Origin of the sequence: Dankookia sp. GCM10030260 (genome assembly GCF_042666655.1) — a bacterium.
Taxonomy (GTDB): Bacteria; Pseudomonadota; Alphaproteobacteria; order Acetobacterales; family Acetobacteraceae; genus Paracraurococcus.
Genome location: NZ_JBHTDE010000005.1, coordinates 278,876 through 295,357 on the forward strand (window position 1 = coordinate 278,876; position 16,482 = coordinate 295,357).

General features: G+C 71.8%; 15 protein-coding genes. 13 read left to right on the forward strand and 2 right to left on the reverse strand.

What is annotated here, in order from left to right; all coding sequences use genetic code 11:
• Positions 1–184 precede the first annotated feature (184 nt).
• The gene (locus ACFQS7_RS18795) at positions 185–604 is read left to right on the forward strand and encodes a PRC-barrel domain-containing protein (protein ID WP_380068649.1); all 420 of its coding nucleotides are present in this window, start codon (positions 185–187) and stop codon (positions 602–604) included.
• A gap of 95 nt (positions 605–699) precedes the next feature.
• Here the strand turns inward: ACFQS7_RS18795 and ACFQS7_RS18800 are convergent, their stop codons facing one another.
• Positions 700–1,272 (reverse strand): flavodoxin family protein, encoded by a 573-nt coding sequence (locus tag ACFQS7_RS18800; RefSeq protein ID WP_380068650.1) that lies wholly within the window; start codon positions 1,270–1,272, stop codon positions 700–702.
• A 180-nt stretch (positions 1,273–1,452) separates the two neighbouring features.
• On the opposite strand from ACFQS7_RS18800, the gene dapB reads away from it, so the two are divergent.
• The 3 genes from dapB (at position 1,453) to ACFQS7_RS18815 (ending at position 4,378) form a co-directional block, all read left to right on the forward strand.
• On the forward strand, positions 1,453–2,223 hold the full coding sequence (gene dapB, locus ACFQS7_RS18805) for a 4-hydroxy-tetrahydrodipicolinate reductase (protein WP_380068651.1): 771 nt from the start codon (positions 1,453–1,455) through the stop codon (positions 2,221–2,223).
• A gap of 180 nt (positions 2,224–2,403) precedes the next feature.
• A complete protein-coding gene (gene metK / locus ACFQS7_RS18810) occupies positions 2,404–3,591 on the forward strand; it encodes a methionine adenosyltransferase (RefSeq protein WP_380068652.1) in 1,188 nt (395 codons plus the stop codon).
• A 70-nt stretch (positions 3,592–3,661) separates the two neighbouring features.
• Positions 3,662–4,378 carry a tRNA (guanine(46)-N(7))-methyltransferase TrmB gene (locus ACFQS7_RS18815; protein ID WP_380068653.1) on the forward strand — a complete coding sequence of 239 codons (717 nt, stop codon included), beginning with the start codon at positions 3,662–3,664 and terminating at the stop codon, positions 4,376–4,378.
• On the opposite strand, the gene ACFQS7_RS18820 is transcribed toward ACFQS7_RS18815, so the two are convergent.
• Positions 4,359–4,619, reverse strand: a complete 261-nt coding sequence (locus ACFQS7_RS18820) for a hypothetical protein (RefSeq protein WP_380068654.1) — start codon at positions 4,617–4,619, stop codon at positions 4,359–4,361. The genes ACFQS7_RS18815 and ACFQS7_RS18820 overlap by 20 nt on opposite strands.
• A gap of 76 nt (positions 4,620–4,695) precedes the next feature.
• Here ACFQS7_RS18820 and ACFQS7_RS18825 point away from each other — a divergent pair, with 76 nt between their 5' ends.
• The 9 genes from ACFQS7_RS18825 to pnp all read left to right on the forward strand — a co-directional run bounded on the left by ACFQS7_RS18825 (position 4,696) and on the right by pnp (position 16,452).
• Positions 4,696–5,772, forward strand: a complete 1,077-nt coding sequence (locus tag ACFQS7_RS18825; RefSeq protein ID WP_380068655.1) for a hypothetical protein — start codon at positions 4,696–4,698, stop codon at positions 5,770–5,772.
• A gap of 94 nt (positions 5,773–5,866) precedes the next feature.
• Entirely contained in the window at positions 5,867–6,478 is a 612-nt protein-coding gene (rimP, locus tag ACFQS7_RS18830) for a ribosome maturation factor RimP (protein ID WP_380068656.1), read from the forward strand.
• A 14-nt stretch (positions 6,479–6,492) separates the two neighbouring features.
• Positions 6,493–8,106 carry a transcription termination factor NusA gene (nusA, locus tag ACFQS7_RS18835; RefSeq protein ID WP_380068657.1) on the forward strand — a complete coding sequence of 538 codons (1,614 nt, stop codon included), beginning with the start codon at positions 6,493–6,495 and terminating at the stop codon, positions 8,104–8,106.
• Positions 8,084–8,830: an RNA-binding protein gene (locus ACFQS7_RS18840; protein WP_380068658.1), complete on the forward strand. Its 747-nt coding sequence runs from the start codon at positions 8,084–8,086 to the stop codon at positions 8,828–8,830. The genes nusA and ACFQS7_RS18840 overlap by 23 nt, the downstream gene beginning before the upstream one ends.
• Positions 8,831–8,956: 126 nt before the next feature.
• Complete coding sequence (gene infB, locus ACFQS7_RS18845) at positions 8,957–11,815, forward strand: translation initiation factor IF-2 (protein ID WP_380068659.1); 2,859 nt, start codon at positions 8,957–8,959, stop codon at positions 11,813–11,815.
• Between the two features lie 102 nt (positions 11,816–11,917).
• Positions 11,918–12,334: a 30S ribosome-binding factor RbfA gene (rbfA, locus tag ACFQS7_RS18850; RefSeq protein ID WP_380068660.1), complete on the forward strand. Its 417-nt coding sequence runs from the start codon at positions 11,918–11,920 to the stop codon at positions 12,332–12,334.
• 110 nt (positions 12,335–12,444) lie between these two features.
• A complete protein-coding gene (gene truB / locus ACFQS7_RS18855; RefSeq protein WP_408880128.1) occupies positions 12,445–13,368 on the forward strand; it encodes a tRNA pseudouridine(55) synthase TruB in 924 nt (307 codons plus the stop codon).
• Between the two features lie 49 nt (positions 13,369–13,417).
• Complete coding sequence (gene rpsO, locus ACFQS7_RS18860; protein WP_380068661.1) at positions 13,418–13,690, forward strand: 30S ribosomal protein S15; 273 nt, start codon at positions 13,418–13,420, stop codon at positions 13,688–13,690.
• A 533-nt stretch (positions 13,691–14,223) separates the two neighbouring features.
• On the forward strand, positions 14,224–16,452 hold the full coding sequence (gene pnp / locus ACFQS7_RS18865) for a polyribonucleotide nucleotidyltransferase (RefSeq protein ID WP_380068662.1): 2,229 nt from the start codon (positions 14,224–14,226) through the stop codon (positions 16,450–16,452).
• Positions 16,453–16,482: the final 30 nt, after the last annotated feature.

The following is a 16,482-nucleotide window of genomic DNA, read 5'->3' on the forward strand; positions in this document are numbered from 1 at the left end:
TGGCAACCGGGGCGGTTCGATTCGTTCGAATCGCCTGGGAACCGCCGAGATGATTCCACGTTCATCCTGACAGCCGTCGCACTTCCCCCCAGCGACGGTCATGGCAGGCGGCGGTGCGGACGCGGTCCCACCCGCATCGCCGCCCGCCCCCCCCCCTTTCCCTTCGAACATATCGAGGTCCCGCATGGCGGAGATGGAAGGCGCCGTGACCCCCGGCGCCGGCGATGTCGCGCGCGAGGAAACCCCCCAGCTGATCGCCGCCGGCAAGGTGGCCGGCACGCCGGTCTTCGACCGCGCCGGCGAGAGGCTGGGGACGATCGAGGACCTGATGCTCGACAAGCAGTCCGGCCGGGTCGCCTATGCGGTCATGCGCTTCGGCGGCTTCCTTGGCATCGGCGAGCGGGTGCATCCGCTGCCCTGGTCGGTGTTGCGCTACGACGTGCCGATCGGCGGCTATGTGGTCGAGCTGGACAGCGACAGGCTGCAGGGCGCGCCGGCCTACGGGCCGGGCGACGCGCCGGACTGGACGAGCCGCGACTGGGGCCGCAGCGTCGACGATTACTGGGGCGCCCGCTCGATCTGGGGCGCCCCCGGCAGCAGCTAGCAAGGCCGGAGCGGGGCAGGACCCTCACGGAGATGGATGCGGGGCCGGGCGCCCGCGTCCGACGGGGGAGACTGCCGCCGCCCCTGGCCTTTCCTTCAGGCGCCGAGCCGCCTCGCCTGCTCCGCCACCCGCGCGCCAAACAGCCGCGCCGTCTCCAGGTCGCCCGGCAGCATCTCCTCGACCGAGGCGTCGGAGGGCGACTGTGCCAGCGCGCCGGTCGAGCCCGCGAGCCAGTTCACGTCGTTGCGCTGCGCCGCCTTGGCGTTGGCGGGCAGCATCCCGGTGCCGACCCAGAGCATGCCGTGCTGCATCGCCAGGGTCACCAGGTAGGCGATGGTCGAGCCCTTGTCGCCGTTGATCGAGGCGGAGTTGGTGAAGCCGGCCGCCAGCTTGTCCTTCCAGGCCTGGCCGTACCAGGGCTTCGAGGACGCGTCGGCGAACCTTTTGAACTGCCAGGACACGCTGCCCATGTAGGTGGGCGAGCCGAAGACGATGGCGTCGGCGGCGGCCAGCGCCTCCCAGCCGCCCGCGGGCAGGTGGCCTTCCGGGTCGATGGCGATGGCTTGGGCTTCTGTGCCGGGCACGCCGGCGGCACCGGCCAGGACGGACTCGGCGACGCGGCGGGTATGGCCGTAGCCGGAATGATAGACGATCGCGAGCTTGGTCACGGGATTCTCCTGCGGGTCCGCGGTGGACGTGCAGGTGTTCTCGTGCCGGGCCGTCGCGTTCTCCAATCGATTGGCCGAATGATCGCCATCACCGCGGCGCGGCTTGCGCGCCTCCGGGGGCTTGCTGGCGCCGCGGCGCCCGGCCATGACGGGCGCGGAATCCGCTTCGGAGACACGCGCATGCCCGTCCGCATCGGTATCGCCGGCATCGCCGGCCGCATGGGTCGCCTGCTGGCCGAGGAGGCCGTGGCCGCCGGCGCCGCGGTCGCCGGCGGCACCCGCCGCCAGGCCGGCGGCGAGGCCCCGGCGCCCATCCTGCCCGACATCGCCGCGCTGTTCGCGGCCTGCGACGTGGTGATCGACTTCACCCATGCCTCGGCCGCGGCGGCCCATGCGGCGGCGGCCGCCGCGGCGGGGAAGCCCCTCGTGCTCGGCACCTCGGGCCTTTCGGCCGAGCAGGAGGCCGCGGTGGCCCAGGCGGCCGGGCGCACCGCCATCGTCTACGCCGCCAATTTCGCCCCGGGCGTGAACCTGTTCCTCGCCATCGCCGAGCGCATGGCCGCCGCCCTGCCGCCCGAGCAGTACGACGCCGAGATCGTCGAGATGCATCACCGCCAGAAGGTCGATGCGCCGTCCGGCACCGCGGTCGCGCTCGGCCGCGCGGTGGCGCGGGGGCGGGGGACGACGTTGGAGGCAGCCGGCACCGAGAGCGGGCGGGACGGCCATACCGGCGCGCGGCGGACCGGCGCCATCGGCTTCGCGGCTCTGCGTGGCGGCCAGGTGGTGGGGGAGCACACGCTGCTCTTCGCCGCCGGGTCGGAGCACATCGCCCTGACCCATCGCAGCTTCGACCGCCGGGTCTATGCCACCGGGGCGGTGCGCGCCGCGATGTGGCTGCAGGGCCGGACTCCGGGTCTTTATGACATGAAGCATGTGCTTGGCATGGGCTGACGCCGGGGATTGATCCGTCACATAAGCATGTCTTTATGTCTTCGGCCTTGACCCCCCGCCGCCCGGCTGCGAAACACCCGGCCAACGGGCAGGCGCGCGCGCTGCAACGCGCCCATGCGCCCAACTGGCCAGGCGGGGGTTCCATCGATCCCCGCACGCGACAAGAGGACGAATCACGCCATGCGCGACAAGGGTGAGTATCTTTTCACCTCTGAATCCGTGTCCGAAGGCCACCCCGACAAGGTTGCCGACCGGATCTCCGACACGGTGCTCGACGCCTTCCTGGCGGCCGATCCGGTCGCCCGGGTGGCCTGCGAGACGCTGGTCACCACCAACCGCATCGTCCTCGCCGGCGAGGTCCGCGGCCCGGATGGCGTGCTCGCCAGCCTCGAGGACAAGATCCGCGCAGCGGTGAAGGACATCGGCTACGACCAGGAAGGCTTTTCCTGGCGGCATGCCTCCTTCGAGAACCACCTGCATCCGCAGTCGGCCGATATCGCCCAGGGCGTGGACGCCGCCGGCAACAAGGATGAAGGTGCCGGCGACCAGGGCATCATGTTCGGCTACGCGACGAACGAGACGCCCGAGCTGATGCCGGCGCCGCTGAGCTACGCTCACAACATCCTGCGGGTGATGGCCGAGCTTCGCCATGCCGGCGATGCCCGCGCCCGCGGCCTGCTGCCGGACGCGAAGAGCCAGGTCACGCTGCGCTACGTCGACGGCAAGCCGGTCGGCGTCACCTGCGTCGTCATCTCCACCCAGCACGAGGCGGGCATGGAGCAGGCGCAGATCAAGGAGCTGCTGCGCCCGATCGTGGCCCAGGTCCTGCCCGCCGGCTGGGTCCCGCCGGAGGAGGAGTTCTACGTCAACCCGACCGGCAATTTCGTCATCGGCGGCCCGGACGGCGATGCCGGCCTGACCGGCCGCAAGATCATCGTCGACACCTATGGCGGCGCCGCGCCGCATGGCGGCGGCGCCTTCTCGGGCAAGGACCCGACCAAGGTGGATCGCTCGGCCGCCTATGCCGCGCGCTACGTGGCGAAGAACGTCGTCGCCGCCGGCCTCGCCGACCGCTGCACCATCCAGGTCGCCTATGCGATCGGCGTGTCCAAGCCGCTGTCGGTCTATTTCGACCTGCACGGCACCGGCCATGACGTCGACGAGGTGAAGCTGGCGCATGTGGTGCAGGAGGTGGTGAACCTCTCGCCGCGCGGCATCCGCGAGATGCTGCGGCTGAACCGGCCGATCTACGTGCCGACCAGCGCCTATGGCCATTTCGGCCGCACCCCGGACCTGGCGAAGGATACCTTCACCTGGGAACGGACCGACATCCTGGCACCCGAGCTGAAGCGCGCCTTCGGCCGCTGATACGCCCGGCGATATCGGCTATCGGGGGCGGTGCTGCGGCACCGCCCCTTTTTTTATCCTGGACCCCTGCATGACCGCCGACCGCCCGCCCCTCGCCGAGGGCGTCCCCGACCGCCTCTATGGCCGCCGCCGCAGCCACCCGCTGCGCGCCCGGCAGCAGGAATTGCTGGACGCCACCCTGCCGCGGCTGCGGCTCGATGCCGCCCAGGCCGCCGACCCGCGCGCCGCCTTCGGCACCCCGGTCGAGGCGCTGTGGCTGGAGGTCGGCTTCGGCGGCGGCGAACACGCCCTGGCGCATGTCGAGCGCCACCCGGGGGTCGGCTACATCGCCTCCGAGGTCTTCGAGAACGGGCTCTGCTCCCTGCTGTCGCGCCTGGTCGCCGAGGGCGAGGAGGCGACCGGCGCGCTGCCGCCGCACCTGCGCCTCTGGCCGCAGGATGCGCGGCACCTGCTGGGGCTGCTGCCGGAAGGGTCGCTCGACCGGCTGTTCCTGATGTTCCCGGATCCCTGGCCGAAGGCCCGCCATGCCAAGCGGCGCTTCGTCAACCCGACCCTGCTGCCGCTGGTGGCGCGCGCGCTGCGGCCGGGCGGCGAATGGCGGATCGCCACGGACGACCCGACCTACCAGGGCTGGGTCGCCGAGGTCATGGCCGGCCAGGCGCTGTTCGACGTGCCGCCGCCGGCCACCGCGCGGCCCGAGGGCTGGCCGCCGACCCGCTACGAGGCCAAGGCGCTGCGCGAGGGGCGCCGCCCGCTCTATTGGACGCTCAGCCGCCGAGCCGGCTGACCAAGGCCGCCAGCGCGTCCTCGATCTCCGCATCCGGCAGCATGTCGAGGCCGGGAAAGAGATCGAGCCCGAGCGCCCGCTTCGTGGCATAGCCGAGGATCAGCAGCGTCAGCAGCACCGTGCCGCCGACCAGATGGAAGACCGCCGCCTGGAGCAGCGAGGCAGCCTCCCGTCGCAAGGCGGGCGGCAGGACGCGGCGCGGCCTGGCGGCAAGGGCAGACGGGGTCCGGGCTATGTCCATCCGCCCATTTAGCCGAATATCGGCAAATGGATCGTTCCTATTTCGCGCATGGCGATGGTTGGCCTGCCTCTGCCTGATGCCCGCCCTGGTCGCGGCGCAGCCGGCGCCGAACCGGATCCATGCGCTGGAGGGGGCGACGGCGCGGATCCCCCTGCCGGCCGGCGGCCGATGGGCGGTGCGGGACGAGGCCGGCCGCGCCGTCGCCATGACCGCCGCGCCGGATGGCGCGCTGCGCGTGCCGGCGGGCGGCTGGTACCGGCTGACCCGCGACGGCGCGCCCTTCGGCGGCCGCTTCGCCGTCGGCCATGTGGTCCTCGTCACCGGCCAGTCGCAGGCGGCCGGGCTGTTCTACGGCACCTGGCCGCGGGTCGGCGCGCATCCGGCCGGGCCGGGCGACCCGCCGGCCCCAGCGGTCTCCGCCGTGCTGGAATCCTGCCTCGGCCGCGCCGGCTGCCCGGCCGAAGGCACGCGCTGGGTCGCGCCGGGCGAGGCGCTCGGGGCGCGCATCCTGCTGGCCGAGCTGGCCCGGCTGCGGCCCGGCATTCCCTTCGCCCTGGCCGATGCCGCCTGGGGCGGCGCCGGGATCGCCGACCTGCTCGACCCCGCCCGGCCGGCGCGGGGGCAGCTGGAGCTCGTGGCGCGGGCGGCGGCGCCGGCCTCCGCCCTGCTGGTCCTGGCGCATGGCACCACGGATGCGCTGCGCGGCACGCCGGCGGCGGACTACGTCGCCGGGGTCGGCACGCTGGTCGCGTTGCTGCGGGAGGCGGGCGGCGACCCCGCCATGCCGGCCCTGCAGGCGCCGCTGCCGCCGCTGCGCGACGCCGCCGGCCTGCTGGGGTCGGGCCGGCTGGCGGATCGGCTGGGCCTTGCGTCGGGGGAGGGCTGGGCCTTCCGGCTCGGCCTGGCGCAGCGCCGGCCGCTGGACCCCGCGGTGGCCGCCCATGCCGCCGTCATCCGCGCCGCCCAGGGCGCGGCGGCGCGCCGCTTCGGCCTGCTGCCGGGCGGCGCCATGGGCGACATCGAGACCGCCGCCGACGGCATCCACTGGACCGCCGAGGGGGTCCGCCAGGCCGCCCGGCAGGCCGCCGCCGCCATCGTCCTGGCGCTGGAAGCGGGCGCCGGCGGCGAGGCCCCGGGCCTGGGGCCGAGATGATCCTTGCGAGACCCCGCCGACCGGCCTATATCGATGCTTCTCATCACCATCCGCGCTTCACGGGGGGTGGCCTTAACCGGCCGCCTTTTTTGTTTTGGGTACCACCATCGAACGTCCGCAGCACGAGGGTCTGGAGGCGCGCATCGCCGACGCCATCGCCCCCACCATCGAAAGCATGGGCTACGAGCTCGTGCGCGTGCAGGTCTCCGGCAAGGAAAGGCCGGTCGTCCAGATCATGGCCGACCGCGCCGACGGCACGCCCTTCCGCGTGGAGGATTGCGAGGCGGTCAGCCATGCCGCTGGCGCCGTGCTCGACGTCGCCGACCCGATCAAGGCGGAGTGGACGCTGGAGGTCTCCTCCCCCGGCATCGACCGGCCGCTGACCCGGACCAAGGACTGGCTGCGCTTCGCCGGCCATCTCGCCACGCTCGAGCTGATGATCCCGCAGGATGGCCGCAAGCGGTTCCGCGGCATCGTGCTGGGCGCCGATGCGGAGGCGGTGCGGCTGAAGCTGGACGAGGGCGACGAGGCGCGTTTCCCGCGCAGCAACATCCGCCGTGCCAAGCTGGTGCTGACCGACGCCCTGATCGCCGCCACCGCGGCGGCGGCCGGCAGCGCGCCGGACGCCGACGACGAAGACACCGACGCCACCGAATTCCCGCCCGCCGCAGGCGAGCCGCGTGAATCCGGTGGGAAATCCCACTAAGGAGAACCAAGGCCATGGCCGTGGATGTCGCCATCGCTCGCCCCGAGTTGCTGCAGGTCGCCGATGCCGTCGCGCGCGAGAAGATGATCGAGCGCGACGAGGTGCTGGAGGCGATGGAGCAGGCCATCCAGAAGGCCGGCCGCGCCAAGTACGGGCACGAGAAGGACATCCGCGCGATCATCGATCGGCGGAACGGCGAGGTCCGCCTCTCCCGCTGGACCGAGGTGGTCGAGGCCGAGCCGGTGGAGAACGAGGCGACGCAGATCCCGCATCGCATCGCCCAGAAGTTCAAGCCGGGCATCCAGGTGGGCGAGTTCATCGTCGACCCGCTGCCGCCGATCGACTTCGGCCGCATCGCCGCGCAGACCGCCAAGCAGGTGATCGTGCAGCGGGTGCGCGAGGTCGAGCGCAAGAAGCAGTACGACGAGTACAAGGACCGCGTCGGCGAGATCGTCAACGGCATCGTCAAGCGCACCGAGTACGGCAACCTGATGGTCGACCTCGGCCGGGCCGAGGCCCTGCTGCGCCGGGACGAGACCATCCCGCGCGAGGCCTTCCGCAACGGCGACCGGGTGCGGGCCTATATCTACGACGTGCGGGAGGAGCCGCGCGGGCCGCAGCTGTTCCTGTCCCGCACCCATCCCGGTTTCCTCGCCAAGCTCTTCGCCCAGGAAGTGCCGGAGATCTACGACGGCATCATCGAGATCAAGGCGGTGGCCCGCGACCCCGGCAGCCGCGCCAAGATGGCGGTGATCAGCCGCGACAGTTCGATCGACCCGGTCGGCGCCTGCGTCGGCATGCGCGGGTCGCGCGTGCAGGCGGTGGTGCAGGAACTGCAGGGCGAGAAGATCGACATCATCCCCTGGTCGGGCGACAACGCCACCTTCGTGGTGAACGCGCTGGCGCCGGCCGAGGTGACGAAAGTCGTGCTCGACGACGACGCACGGCGGGTTGAAGTGGTGGTCCCCGACGACCAACTCTCCTTGGCGATCGGGCGCCGTGGGCAGAATGTCCGCCTCGCCTCCCAGCTGACCCGCTGGGACATCGACATCCTGACCGAGGCCGAGGAATCGGAACGCCGGCAGGAGGAGTTCCGCAAGCGCACCGGCCTGTTCGTCGAGGCGCTGGACGTGGACGACGTGATCGCCGGCCTGCTGGTGACCGAAGGCTTCACCTCGATCGAGGACGTGATCGCGGTGGACGACGACGAGCTGGCCAGCATCGAGGGCTTCGACGAGACCGTCGCGGCCGAGCTGAAGCGCCGCGCCGAGTCCTTCCTCGAGCAACGCGACGTCGAGCTGGACGACAAGCGCCGCGAATTGGGCGTCGAGGACCTGGTCGCCGAGGCCGGTGGCTTCACCCCGGCACAGCTGGTGGCGCTCGGCGAGAAGGGGGTGAAGTCGCTCGACGACCTGGCCGACCTCGCTTCCGACGAGCTGATCGAGATCCTCGGCGAGGACTCGATGGACGAGGACACTGCCAACGCCATCATCATGGCGGCCCGGCAGCATTGGTTCGCGGGCGAGGACGGCGAGGCGACCGAGGCCGAGGAGCCCGCAGCCGACGTGCAGGACGGAGCGCCGGAGGCCGCTGGGGAGGCGGTGGATGGCGACGGCAAGGAAGCCTGACCGCAACCTGGGCCGGCGCCGGGTCCCGACCGCGAAGGGGCCTGACGCCGCGCCGCAGGCGGCCCCGGCCGCCGCGCCCGATGCAACCGTGGATGCGCCCGAGAAGGGCCCGCTGCGCCGCTGCATCGTGACGCGGGAGAGCGGGCCGAAGGAGGCGATGCTCCGCTTCGTGCTGGATCCGGACCGCCATCTGGTGCCGGACCTGGCGGGAAGGTTGCCGGGGCGGGGAATGTGGTTGTCGGCAAGGGCCGATGTGGTAGAACGCGCCATCAAGCGCGGCGCCTTCGCTAAGGCGGCACGTGGGACCGTGCACCTGCCCCCTGACCTTGCCGCGCGGATCGAGGACGGCCTCAAGGGCCGTATCCGCGATCTCGTCGGCTTCGCCCGGCGCAGTGGGCAGGCGGTCTGCGGGCGGGAATCCGTCCGCGAATGGCTGCAGGCAGGCAAGGCTGGCCTGCTGGTGGAGGCTTCGGACGGCAGCGCGGCGGAACGCGCGCGGCTGGTCGGCAGGTGGGAAGTGCCCGTCGTGGCCCCCCTGGCGGCGGATGTGCTCGGCAGCGTCTTCGCAAGGGACCAAGCCGTGCACGTGGCGATCTCGCCCGGGCGGCTGGCCCAGGCGATCGTGCTGGAGGCGGCCCGGCTCGCCGGCGTCCTCGGCACTGCGACATCACCGCCGCGTGGCGATGATGCTGGTCATAGGAGAGACGGCCCCATGGGCCAATGAGCGGCTAGGTTGGGCGCGCCATCTCGCGCCCGGTGGAATCACCCGGACATGCCCCAGGGTCAGGCCCTGCGGCAGTCCTTTGGCACGAGTGGCATGACGGTAGACGGATCGGGTACGGACCAAAGAATGAGCGACCAGAACGACCAGGACGCGGGCAAGAGCAGGCTGAGCCTCAGGCCGGCCGGCGGTCGCCTCGAGCTGGGCAAGACGGTGGACGCGGGCAGCGTCCGCCAGAGCTTCAGCCATGGGCGCAGCAAGACCGTGCAGGTCGAGGTTGTGAAGAAGCGGACGGTGACGCCGACGGCGCCGCGCCAGGCGGCCGGCCCGGCAGCGCCGGTGCCGTCCGGCGGCGGCCCGCGCGCCGCCAATCCGGCGCGTCCCAGCGGCCCGCAGGCCCGCGGGCCGGCGCCCGCCGGCAACCGGCCGCTGACCCCGGCCGAGCTGGCCGTGCGCCAGCGCGTGCTGGAGGAGCAGCGCCGGGTCGAGGCGCAGCGCCAGCGCGAGGAGCGGGAGCGCCAGGCGCTCATGGTCCGTTCCGCCGCCGAGGAAGCGCGCCGCCGCGAGGAAGAGGACCGGCGCGAGGCCGAGGAGGCCGAGCGCCGTGCCGCCGAGGATGCGATCCGCGCCCGGGTCGAGGCCGCGGATGCCGCGCGCCACGCCGCCGAGGATGCGCGGGAAGCGGCCGCGGACGACGAGGAGCCGGCGGCCCCGGCCCCGGTCCAGCCGGCGCAGCCGGTGGCGGCCCAGGCCGCCGCGACCCCGGCCCAGCAGCCTGCCGCGCCGCAGCCGGTGCGTCCCATGGCACCGCCGCTGCGCAGCGGCCGCCCTGGCCCGGTGCCGGTCGGCCCCGGCGCCCAGCGCCCGCGGCCGGCAGCGCCCGGCCCGGCCCCGGCTGCCGCCGCGGCCCCCGCTGCCGCGCCCGGTGCGACGCCGGCCGCCGCGGCGGCGAAGCTTTCGCTGCGCGCCCGCACCGCCGAGGAGGAGGACGAGGCGCGCCGCGCCGCCGCCCGCCGCCCCGGCACCACGGCGACGCCGGCCAAGAAGCCGGTGCTGACCACCGTCAAGAAGGTCGGCCCGGACCGCCGCGGCGGCAACCGCGTCGACGTCCAGGCGGCGATCGAAGGCGACGACGAGCGCAGCCGCTCGATCGCCTCGCTGCGGCGGGCGCGGGAACGCGACCGGCGGCAGCAGGAGCTCGCCCGGCTGCGGTCGGGGGCCGAGCGCGTCGTGCGCGACGTCATCATCCCGGAGGCGATCACCGTCCAGGAGCTCGCCAACCGCATGGCCGCGCGCGGCGGCGAGGTGGTGAAGTCGCTGATGCGCATGGGCGTGATGGCGACGCTGACGCAGACCATCGATGCCGACACCGCCCAGCTGGTGGTCGAGGAATTCGGCCACCGCATCCGCCGCGTGGCGGATTCGGACGTCGAGCAGGGCATCGAGGGCGTCGCCGACATCGACACCGACCTGCAGACCCGCCCGCCGGTCGTCACCATCATGGGCCATGTCGACCACGGCAAGACCAGCCTGCTGGACGCGCTGCGGAAGGCCGACGTGGCGGCGCACGAGGCGGGTGGCATCACCCAGCATATCGGCGCCTACCAGGTGCAGATCCCGGACGGGTCGCGGGTGACCTTCATCGACACCCCGGGCCACGCCGCCTTCACGGCGATGCGGTCGCGCGGTGCGCAGGTCACCGACATGGTCGTGCTGGTCGTGGCGGCGGATGACGGCGTGATGCCGCAGACCATCGAGGCGATCAACCACGCCAAGGCGGCCGGCGTGCCGCTCATCGTCGCGGTCAACAAGATCGACAAGGAAGGCGTCCGGCCCGAGCGCGTGAAGCAGGAGCTCCTGCAGCACGAGATCGTGGTCGAGAGCCTCGGTGGCGACACCATGGAGATCGAGGTCTCGGCGACCAAGAAGCTCAACCTCGACAAGCTGCTGGAGGCGATCTCCCTGCAGGCCGAGGTGCTGGACCTGAAGGCCAATCCGGGCCGTGCGGCGGAAGGCACCGTGATCGAGAGCAAGCTCGACCGCGGCCGCGGCCCCGTCGCCACCGTGCTGGTCCAGAAGGGCACGCTGAAGGCCGGCGACATCGTCGTGGCCGGCGCCGAATGGGGCCGGGTCCGGGCGATGCTCGACGACAAGGGCCGCCAGGTGAAGGTGGCCGGGCCGTCGCTGCCGGTCGAGATCCTCGGCCTGTCGGGCGTCCCCTCCGCCGGCGAGAATTTCGTCGCCGTGGCGGATGAGAACCAGGCGCGCGAGATCTCCGAGTTCCGCCAACGCAGGCTGCGCGACAAGGCCTCGGCCTCCGCCGTCGCCGGCCGCGGCACGCTGGCCGACATGCTGGCCCGCATCCAGGCCGGCGTGCAGAAGGAAGTGACGGTCGTCGTCAAGGCCGACGTGCAGGGCTCGGCCGAGGCGATCGGCGTGACGCTCGGCAAGCTGGGCAACGACGAGGTGAAGGTCAGGGTGCTGCACAGCGCCGTCGGCCAGATCACCGAGAGCGACATCCAGCTGGCCAAGGCGTCCAACGCCGTGGTCGTCGCCTTCAACGTCCGTGCCACCACCCAGGCGCGGGAGATGGCGCAGCGCGACGGCGTCGATATTCGCTACTACTCGATCATCTACGAGGTGTCGGACGACATCGAGAAGATGTTCAAGTCGAAGCTGGCGCCCGTGGCCCGGGAGAACTTCCTCGGCTACGCCCAGATCCTGCAGGTCTTCGAGGTCAAGAAGATCGGCAACGTGGCCGGTTGCCGCGTGACCGAGGGCGTGGTGAAGCGCGGCGCCGGCGTGCGGCTGCTGCGCGACGGCGTGGTGATCCACCAGGGCGAGCTGTCGACCCTGCGGCGGTTCAAGGACGACGTGAAGGAAGTGGCCAACGGCTACGAATGCGGCATGTCCTTCGCCAACTATAACGACATCCGGGTCGACGACCAGATCGAGTGCTACGAGACCGAGATGGTGACGCCCTACTGATCGGCGCCACTCTCCGGTAACCGACCGGGGCGCGGCGCCGCAGGGCGCCGCGCCCTTTCTGTTCTGTACCAGTTGTCTTCTGTGAAAGAGGGTTCGACCCCCATGACCAAGCGCCACGCCGGAGCCGGCGAGGGCCCCTCCCAGCGCCAGCTGCGCGTCGCCGAGGAAGTGCGGCATGCGCTGTCCGCCGTCCTTGCCCGCGCCGATTTCCGCGACCCCGAGCTCACCGGCGTGCGGGTGACGGTGACCGAGGTGCGGGCCTCCCCCGACCTGAAGCACATGACCGCCTTCGTCAGCGGCCTCGGCAAGCCCTTGCCGGAGTCGCAGTTCAAGGCGCTGCGCCGCGTCGCCCCCTGGCTGCGCGGCCAGGTGGCCAAGTCGGTGCGGCTGCGCGCCGCGCCCGACCTGCATTTCCAGCAGGACACCGCGCTCGACTACGCCATGGAGATCGCCCGGGCGCTGAACCAGCCCGAGGTGGCGCGCGACCTCGAGCCGAAGCCGAAGGAAGACGAGGCGTGAGCGAGCATCCCGGCCGATCCGGCGGCAGGCCGCATGGCGGCAAGTCCCAGGGCGGCAAGCCCGGCGGCCACCACGCCCGCAACCGCCAGCGCAAGCCGAAGGGCCAGCCGATCGACGGCTGGCTGATCATCGACAAGCCGACCGGCATGGGCTCGACCGACGTCGTCACCCGGCTGAAGCGGCTGTTCGACGCGCAGAAGGTCGGCCATGGCGGCACGCTCGACCCGCTGGCCACCGGCGTGCTGCCGATCGCCTTCGGCGCCGCGACCAAGACCGTCCCCTATGTCATGGACGGCACCAAGACCTACCGATTCACGCTCCGCTTCGGCGACCTGCGCGATACCGACGACAGCGACGGCCGGACCATCGGCACCTCGGATGTCCGGCCGACGGATGCCGAGATCGAGGCGGCGCTGCCGGCTTTCCGCGGCGACATCATGCAGGTCCCGCCGATCTTCTCCGCCATCAAGGTGGCGGGCGAACGGGCCTACGACCTAGCGCGCGAGGGCCAGGTGGTGGAACTCGCGCCCCGTCCCGCCCGGGTCGACCGGTTCGAGCTGGAATCCCGCCCCGATGCCGACACGGCGATCTTCACCGTGCAGAGCGGCAAGGGCGTCTACATGCGCTCGCTCGCCCGCGACCTGGCCAAGGCCTGCGGCACGGTCGGCCATATCGCAGCACTTCGCCGCATGCGGGTCGGCCCGTTCCATGAGGCCACCGCGATTCCGCTGGACAAGCTCGGCCTGCCGGGCGATACGCCTGCCCCTTCCCCGGACCTCCTGCTTCCCGTTGCGACCGCGCTGGCCGACATCCCGGCGCTGGCCCTGACGGAGGCGGAGGCCATGCGGCTCATGCAGGGCCAGGCCATCGGCCTGGTCGAACTCATGGGCCGGATTCCGGACGATGCCGACCCCGCAGGGGGCCTGGTGCGCGTCATGGCGGGGGGACGGTTCGTCGGGCTCTGCCGCCTCGATTCCGCGCTTCTGGTGCCGGAACGCCTGGTGGCCCAGGAAGGCCCCGCGGCCGTTGGTTGAAATACGCCGCAGGCCCTGACCGGGCCCGGCCAAGACGGAGAGCAATCCGATGTCGGCAGTATCCCCCGAGCGGCGCCTCGCGCTGATCACCCAGTATCAGACCAAGCCCAACGACACCGGCAGCCCGGAAGTGCAGATCGCCCTGCTGTCCGAGCGCATCACCGGCCTCACCGAGCACCTGAAGATCCACCCGAAGGACTTCCACAGCCGGCGTGGCCTGCTGGTGCTGGTCGGCCAGCGCCGCGGCCTGCTGGACTACCTGAAGAAGAAGGACAACGACCGCTACGCGCGGTTGATCGCCAGCCTCGGCCTGCGCCGCTAGGGCTTCGAGCCGGCGATTCACGTCCTGCGTGGAGACACGCAGGACGATCGCGGGCCAGCCAGCGGCCGATCCTGGTGGTCCGGCGGGCGCAGAGCCCGCCGGGCGCCAGAAATACATGGTAATCCGGCGCGACCCGCGCCATATGCTTCGCCCGGAGCCGGTGAGCCGACCTGTGGTCGGGTTCTGCCGGGCCACCACCGCGCATGCGGCGGGCTGACAGGACAAGCCGCGATCCCCGCCCGGGACGGCGACGGCGTTTCCGGCCACATGGAGCCCCGGCAACGGGGGCGGTCGCCCCGCAAGGGATGGCTCGCAGTCCATGCAGCCCGAAGCGCCGGGCCAAATCCCCTCGGGGCGCCCTCCAGGGCCTTCGGCCGAACCCTGCAACCCACCGCGTCGCACCACTCCGGATCGCCTGCAGCCGATTGGCCGCGGGCCACCCGGCCTTGAAGCCAAGCCGTGCCCCCGACGGGTCCGGCCGGACCGTATGCGCGGGGAAGGCCCCGGCCTGCGGTCCCACGAAGGAACGACGCATGTTCGACAACTACTATCGCAAGGACATCTCCTGGGGCGGCCAGCTCCTGACGCTGGAGACCGGCAAGGTCGCCCGCCAGGCCGATGGCGCCGTCATGGCCCGCCTCGGCGACACCATCGTGCTCTGCACCGTGGTCGGCGCCCGTTCGGTGAAGCCGGGCCAGGATTTCTTCCCGCTGACCGTGAACTACCAGGAGAAGGCCTTCGCCGCGGGCAAGATCCCCGGCGGCTTCTTCAAGCGCGAGGGCCGTCCCTCCGAGAACGAGACCCTGGTCTCCCGCCTGATCGACCGTCCCCTGCGCCCGCTGTTCCCGGATGGGTTCCGCAACGAGGTCCAGGTGATCGCCACCGTGCTGTCGCATGACCTGGAGAACGACCCTGACATGGTGGCGCTGGTCGGCTGCTCCGCCGCCCTGACGCTGTCCGGCATCCCCTTCTTCGGCCCGGTCGCCAGCGCCCGCGTCGGCTATATCGATGGCCAGTACGTCATCAACCCGACCATGGCGCAGCGCCAGACCAGCAAGCTGGAACTGGTGGTCGCCGGCACCGCCGAGGGCGTGCTGATGGTGGAGTCCGAGGCGCAGGAGCTGTCCGAGGACGTCATGCTCGGCGCCGTGGAATTCGGCCACAAGGGCTTCCAGCCGGTCATCCAGGGCATCATCGAGCTCGCCGAGCGCGCCGCCAAGGAGCCCTGGGCGCTGCCCGAGCCCTCCGCCGCCGAGGTCGCGCTCAAGACCCGCATCACCGAGCTCGGCCGCGACGCCATGGTCGAGGCCTACCGCGAGACCCAGAAGCTGGTCCGCCAGGGCAAGGTGGGCGACGTCAAGAAGTCCGTCCTCGCCAAGCTGACCGAGGAAGGGCTCGACGCCGGCGCCGCCAAGGGCCTGCTGAAGTCGCTGGAGGCGGATGTCGTCCGCAACAACATCCTCGACACCGGCCTGCGCATCGACGGCCGCGACACCAAGACGGTGCGCCCGATCGTGGCCGAGGTCGGCATCCTGCCGCGCGCCCATGGCTCCGCCCTGTTCACCCGCGGCGAGACGCAGGCCTTCTGCGTGGCGACGCTGGGCACCGGCCAGGACGAGCAGATCATCGACGCGCTGCCGGGCGAGTACCGGGAGCACTTCATGCTCCACTACAACTTCCCTCCCTACTCGGTGAACGAGACCGGCCGCATGGGCAGCCCGGGCCGGCGTGAGATCGGCCACGGCAAGCTCGCCTGGCGCGCCATCCGGCCGCTGCTGCCGGCGAAGGACAAGTTCCCCTACACGCTGCGCGTGGTGTCCGAGATCACCGAGTCGAACGGCTCGTCCTCCATGGCCACCGTCTGCGGCACCTCGCTGTCGCTGATGGATGCGGGCGCGCCGCTGAAGCGCCCCTGCGCCGGCATCGCCATGGGCCTGATCAAGGAAGACCGCGGCTTCGCCGTGCTGTCCGACATCCTCGGCGACGAGGATCACCTGGGCGACATGGACTTCAAGGTGGCCGGGTCCGAGGAGGGCATCACCGCCCTGCAGATGGACATCAAGATCACCTCGATCACCTTCGACATCATGCGCCAGGCCCTGGCGCAGGCGAAGGATGGCCGCATCCACATCCTCGGCGAGATGGCCAAGGGCCTGTCCGGCAACCGCGGCGACGTGGCGCAGAACGCGCCGCGCATCACCGTCATGTCGGTGCCGAAGGACAAGATCCGCGACGTGATCGGGTCGGGCGGCAAGGTGATCCGCGAGATCTGCGAGGTCACCGGCTGCAAGGTGGACATCGACGACGACGGCACCATCAAGGTGGCGGCGACCAGCACGGAAGCGGCGCAGAAGGCGATCGACTGGATCCGCGGCATCGTGGCGGAGCCCGAGGTCGGCGCCATCTACAACGGCAAGGTCGTGAAGACCGCCGATTTCGGCGCCTTCGTGAACTTCCTCGGCGCCAAGGACGGCCTGGTCCATATCAGCGAGCTGTCGAACGAGCGGGTGAACCGCACCAACGACATCGTCAACATGGGCGACAGCGTGAAGGTGAAGGTCCTCGGCTTCGATGACCGCGGCAAGGTGAAGCTGTCGATGCGGGTGGTCGACCAGGCCACCGGCGCCGACATCACCGAGCAGGTCGGCGCCCGCCGGCCGCGCGAGGGCGGCGAAGGCGGTGGCGAGGATCGTGGCCCGCGGCGCGAGGGGCGCGACCGCGATCGCGGCCCCCGGCGCGAGCGGACCGACGCCGCCGAATAAGGCTCACATGATGCGGCCGGGGTCCTGCAC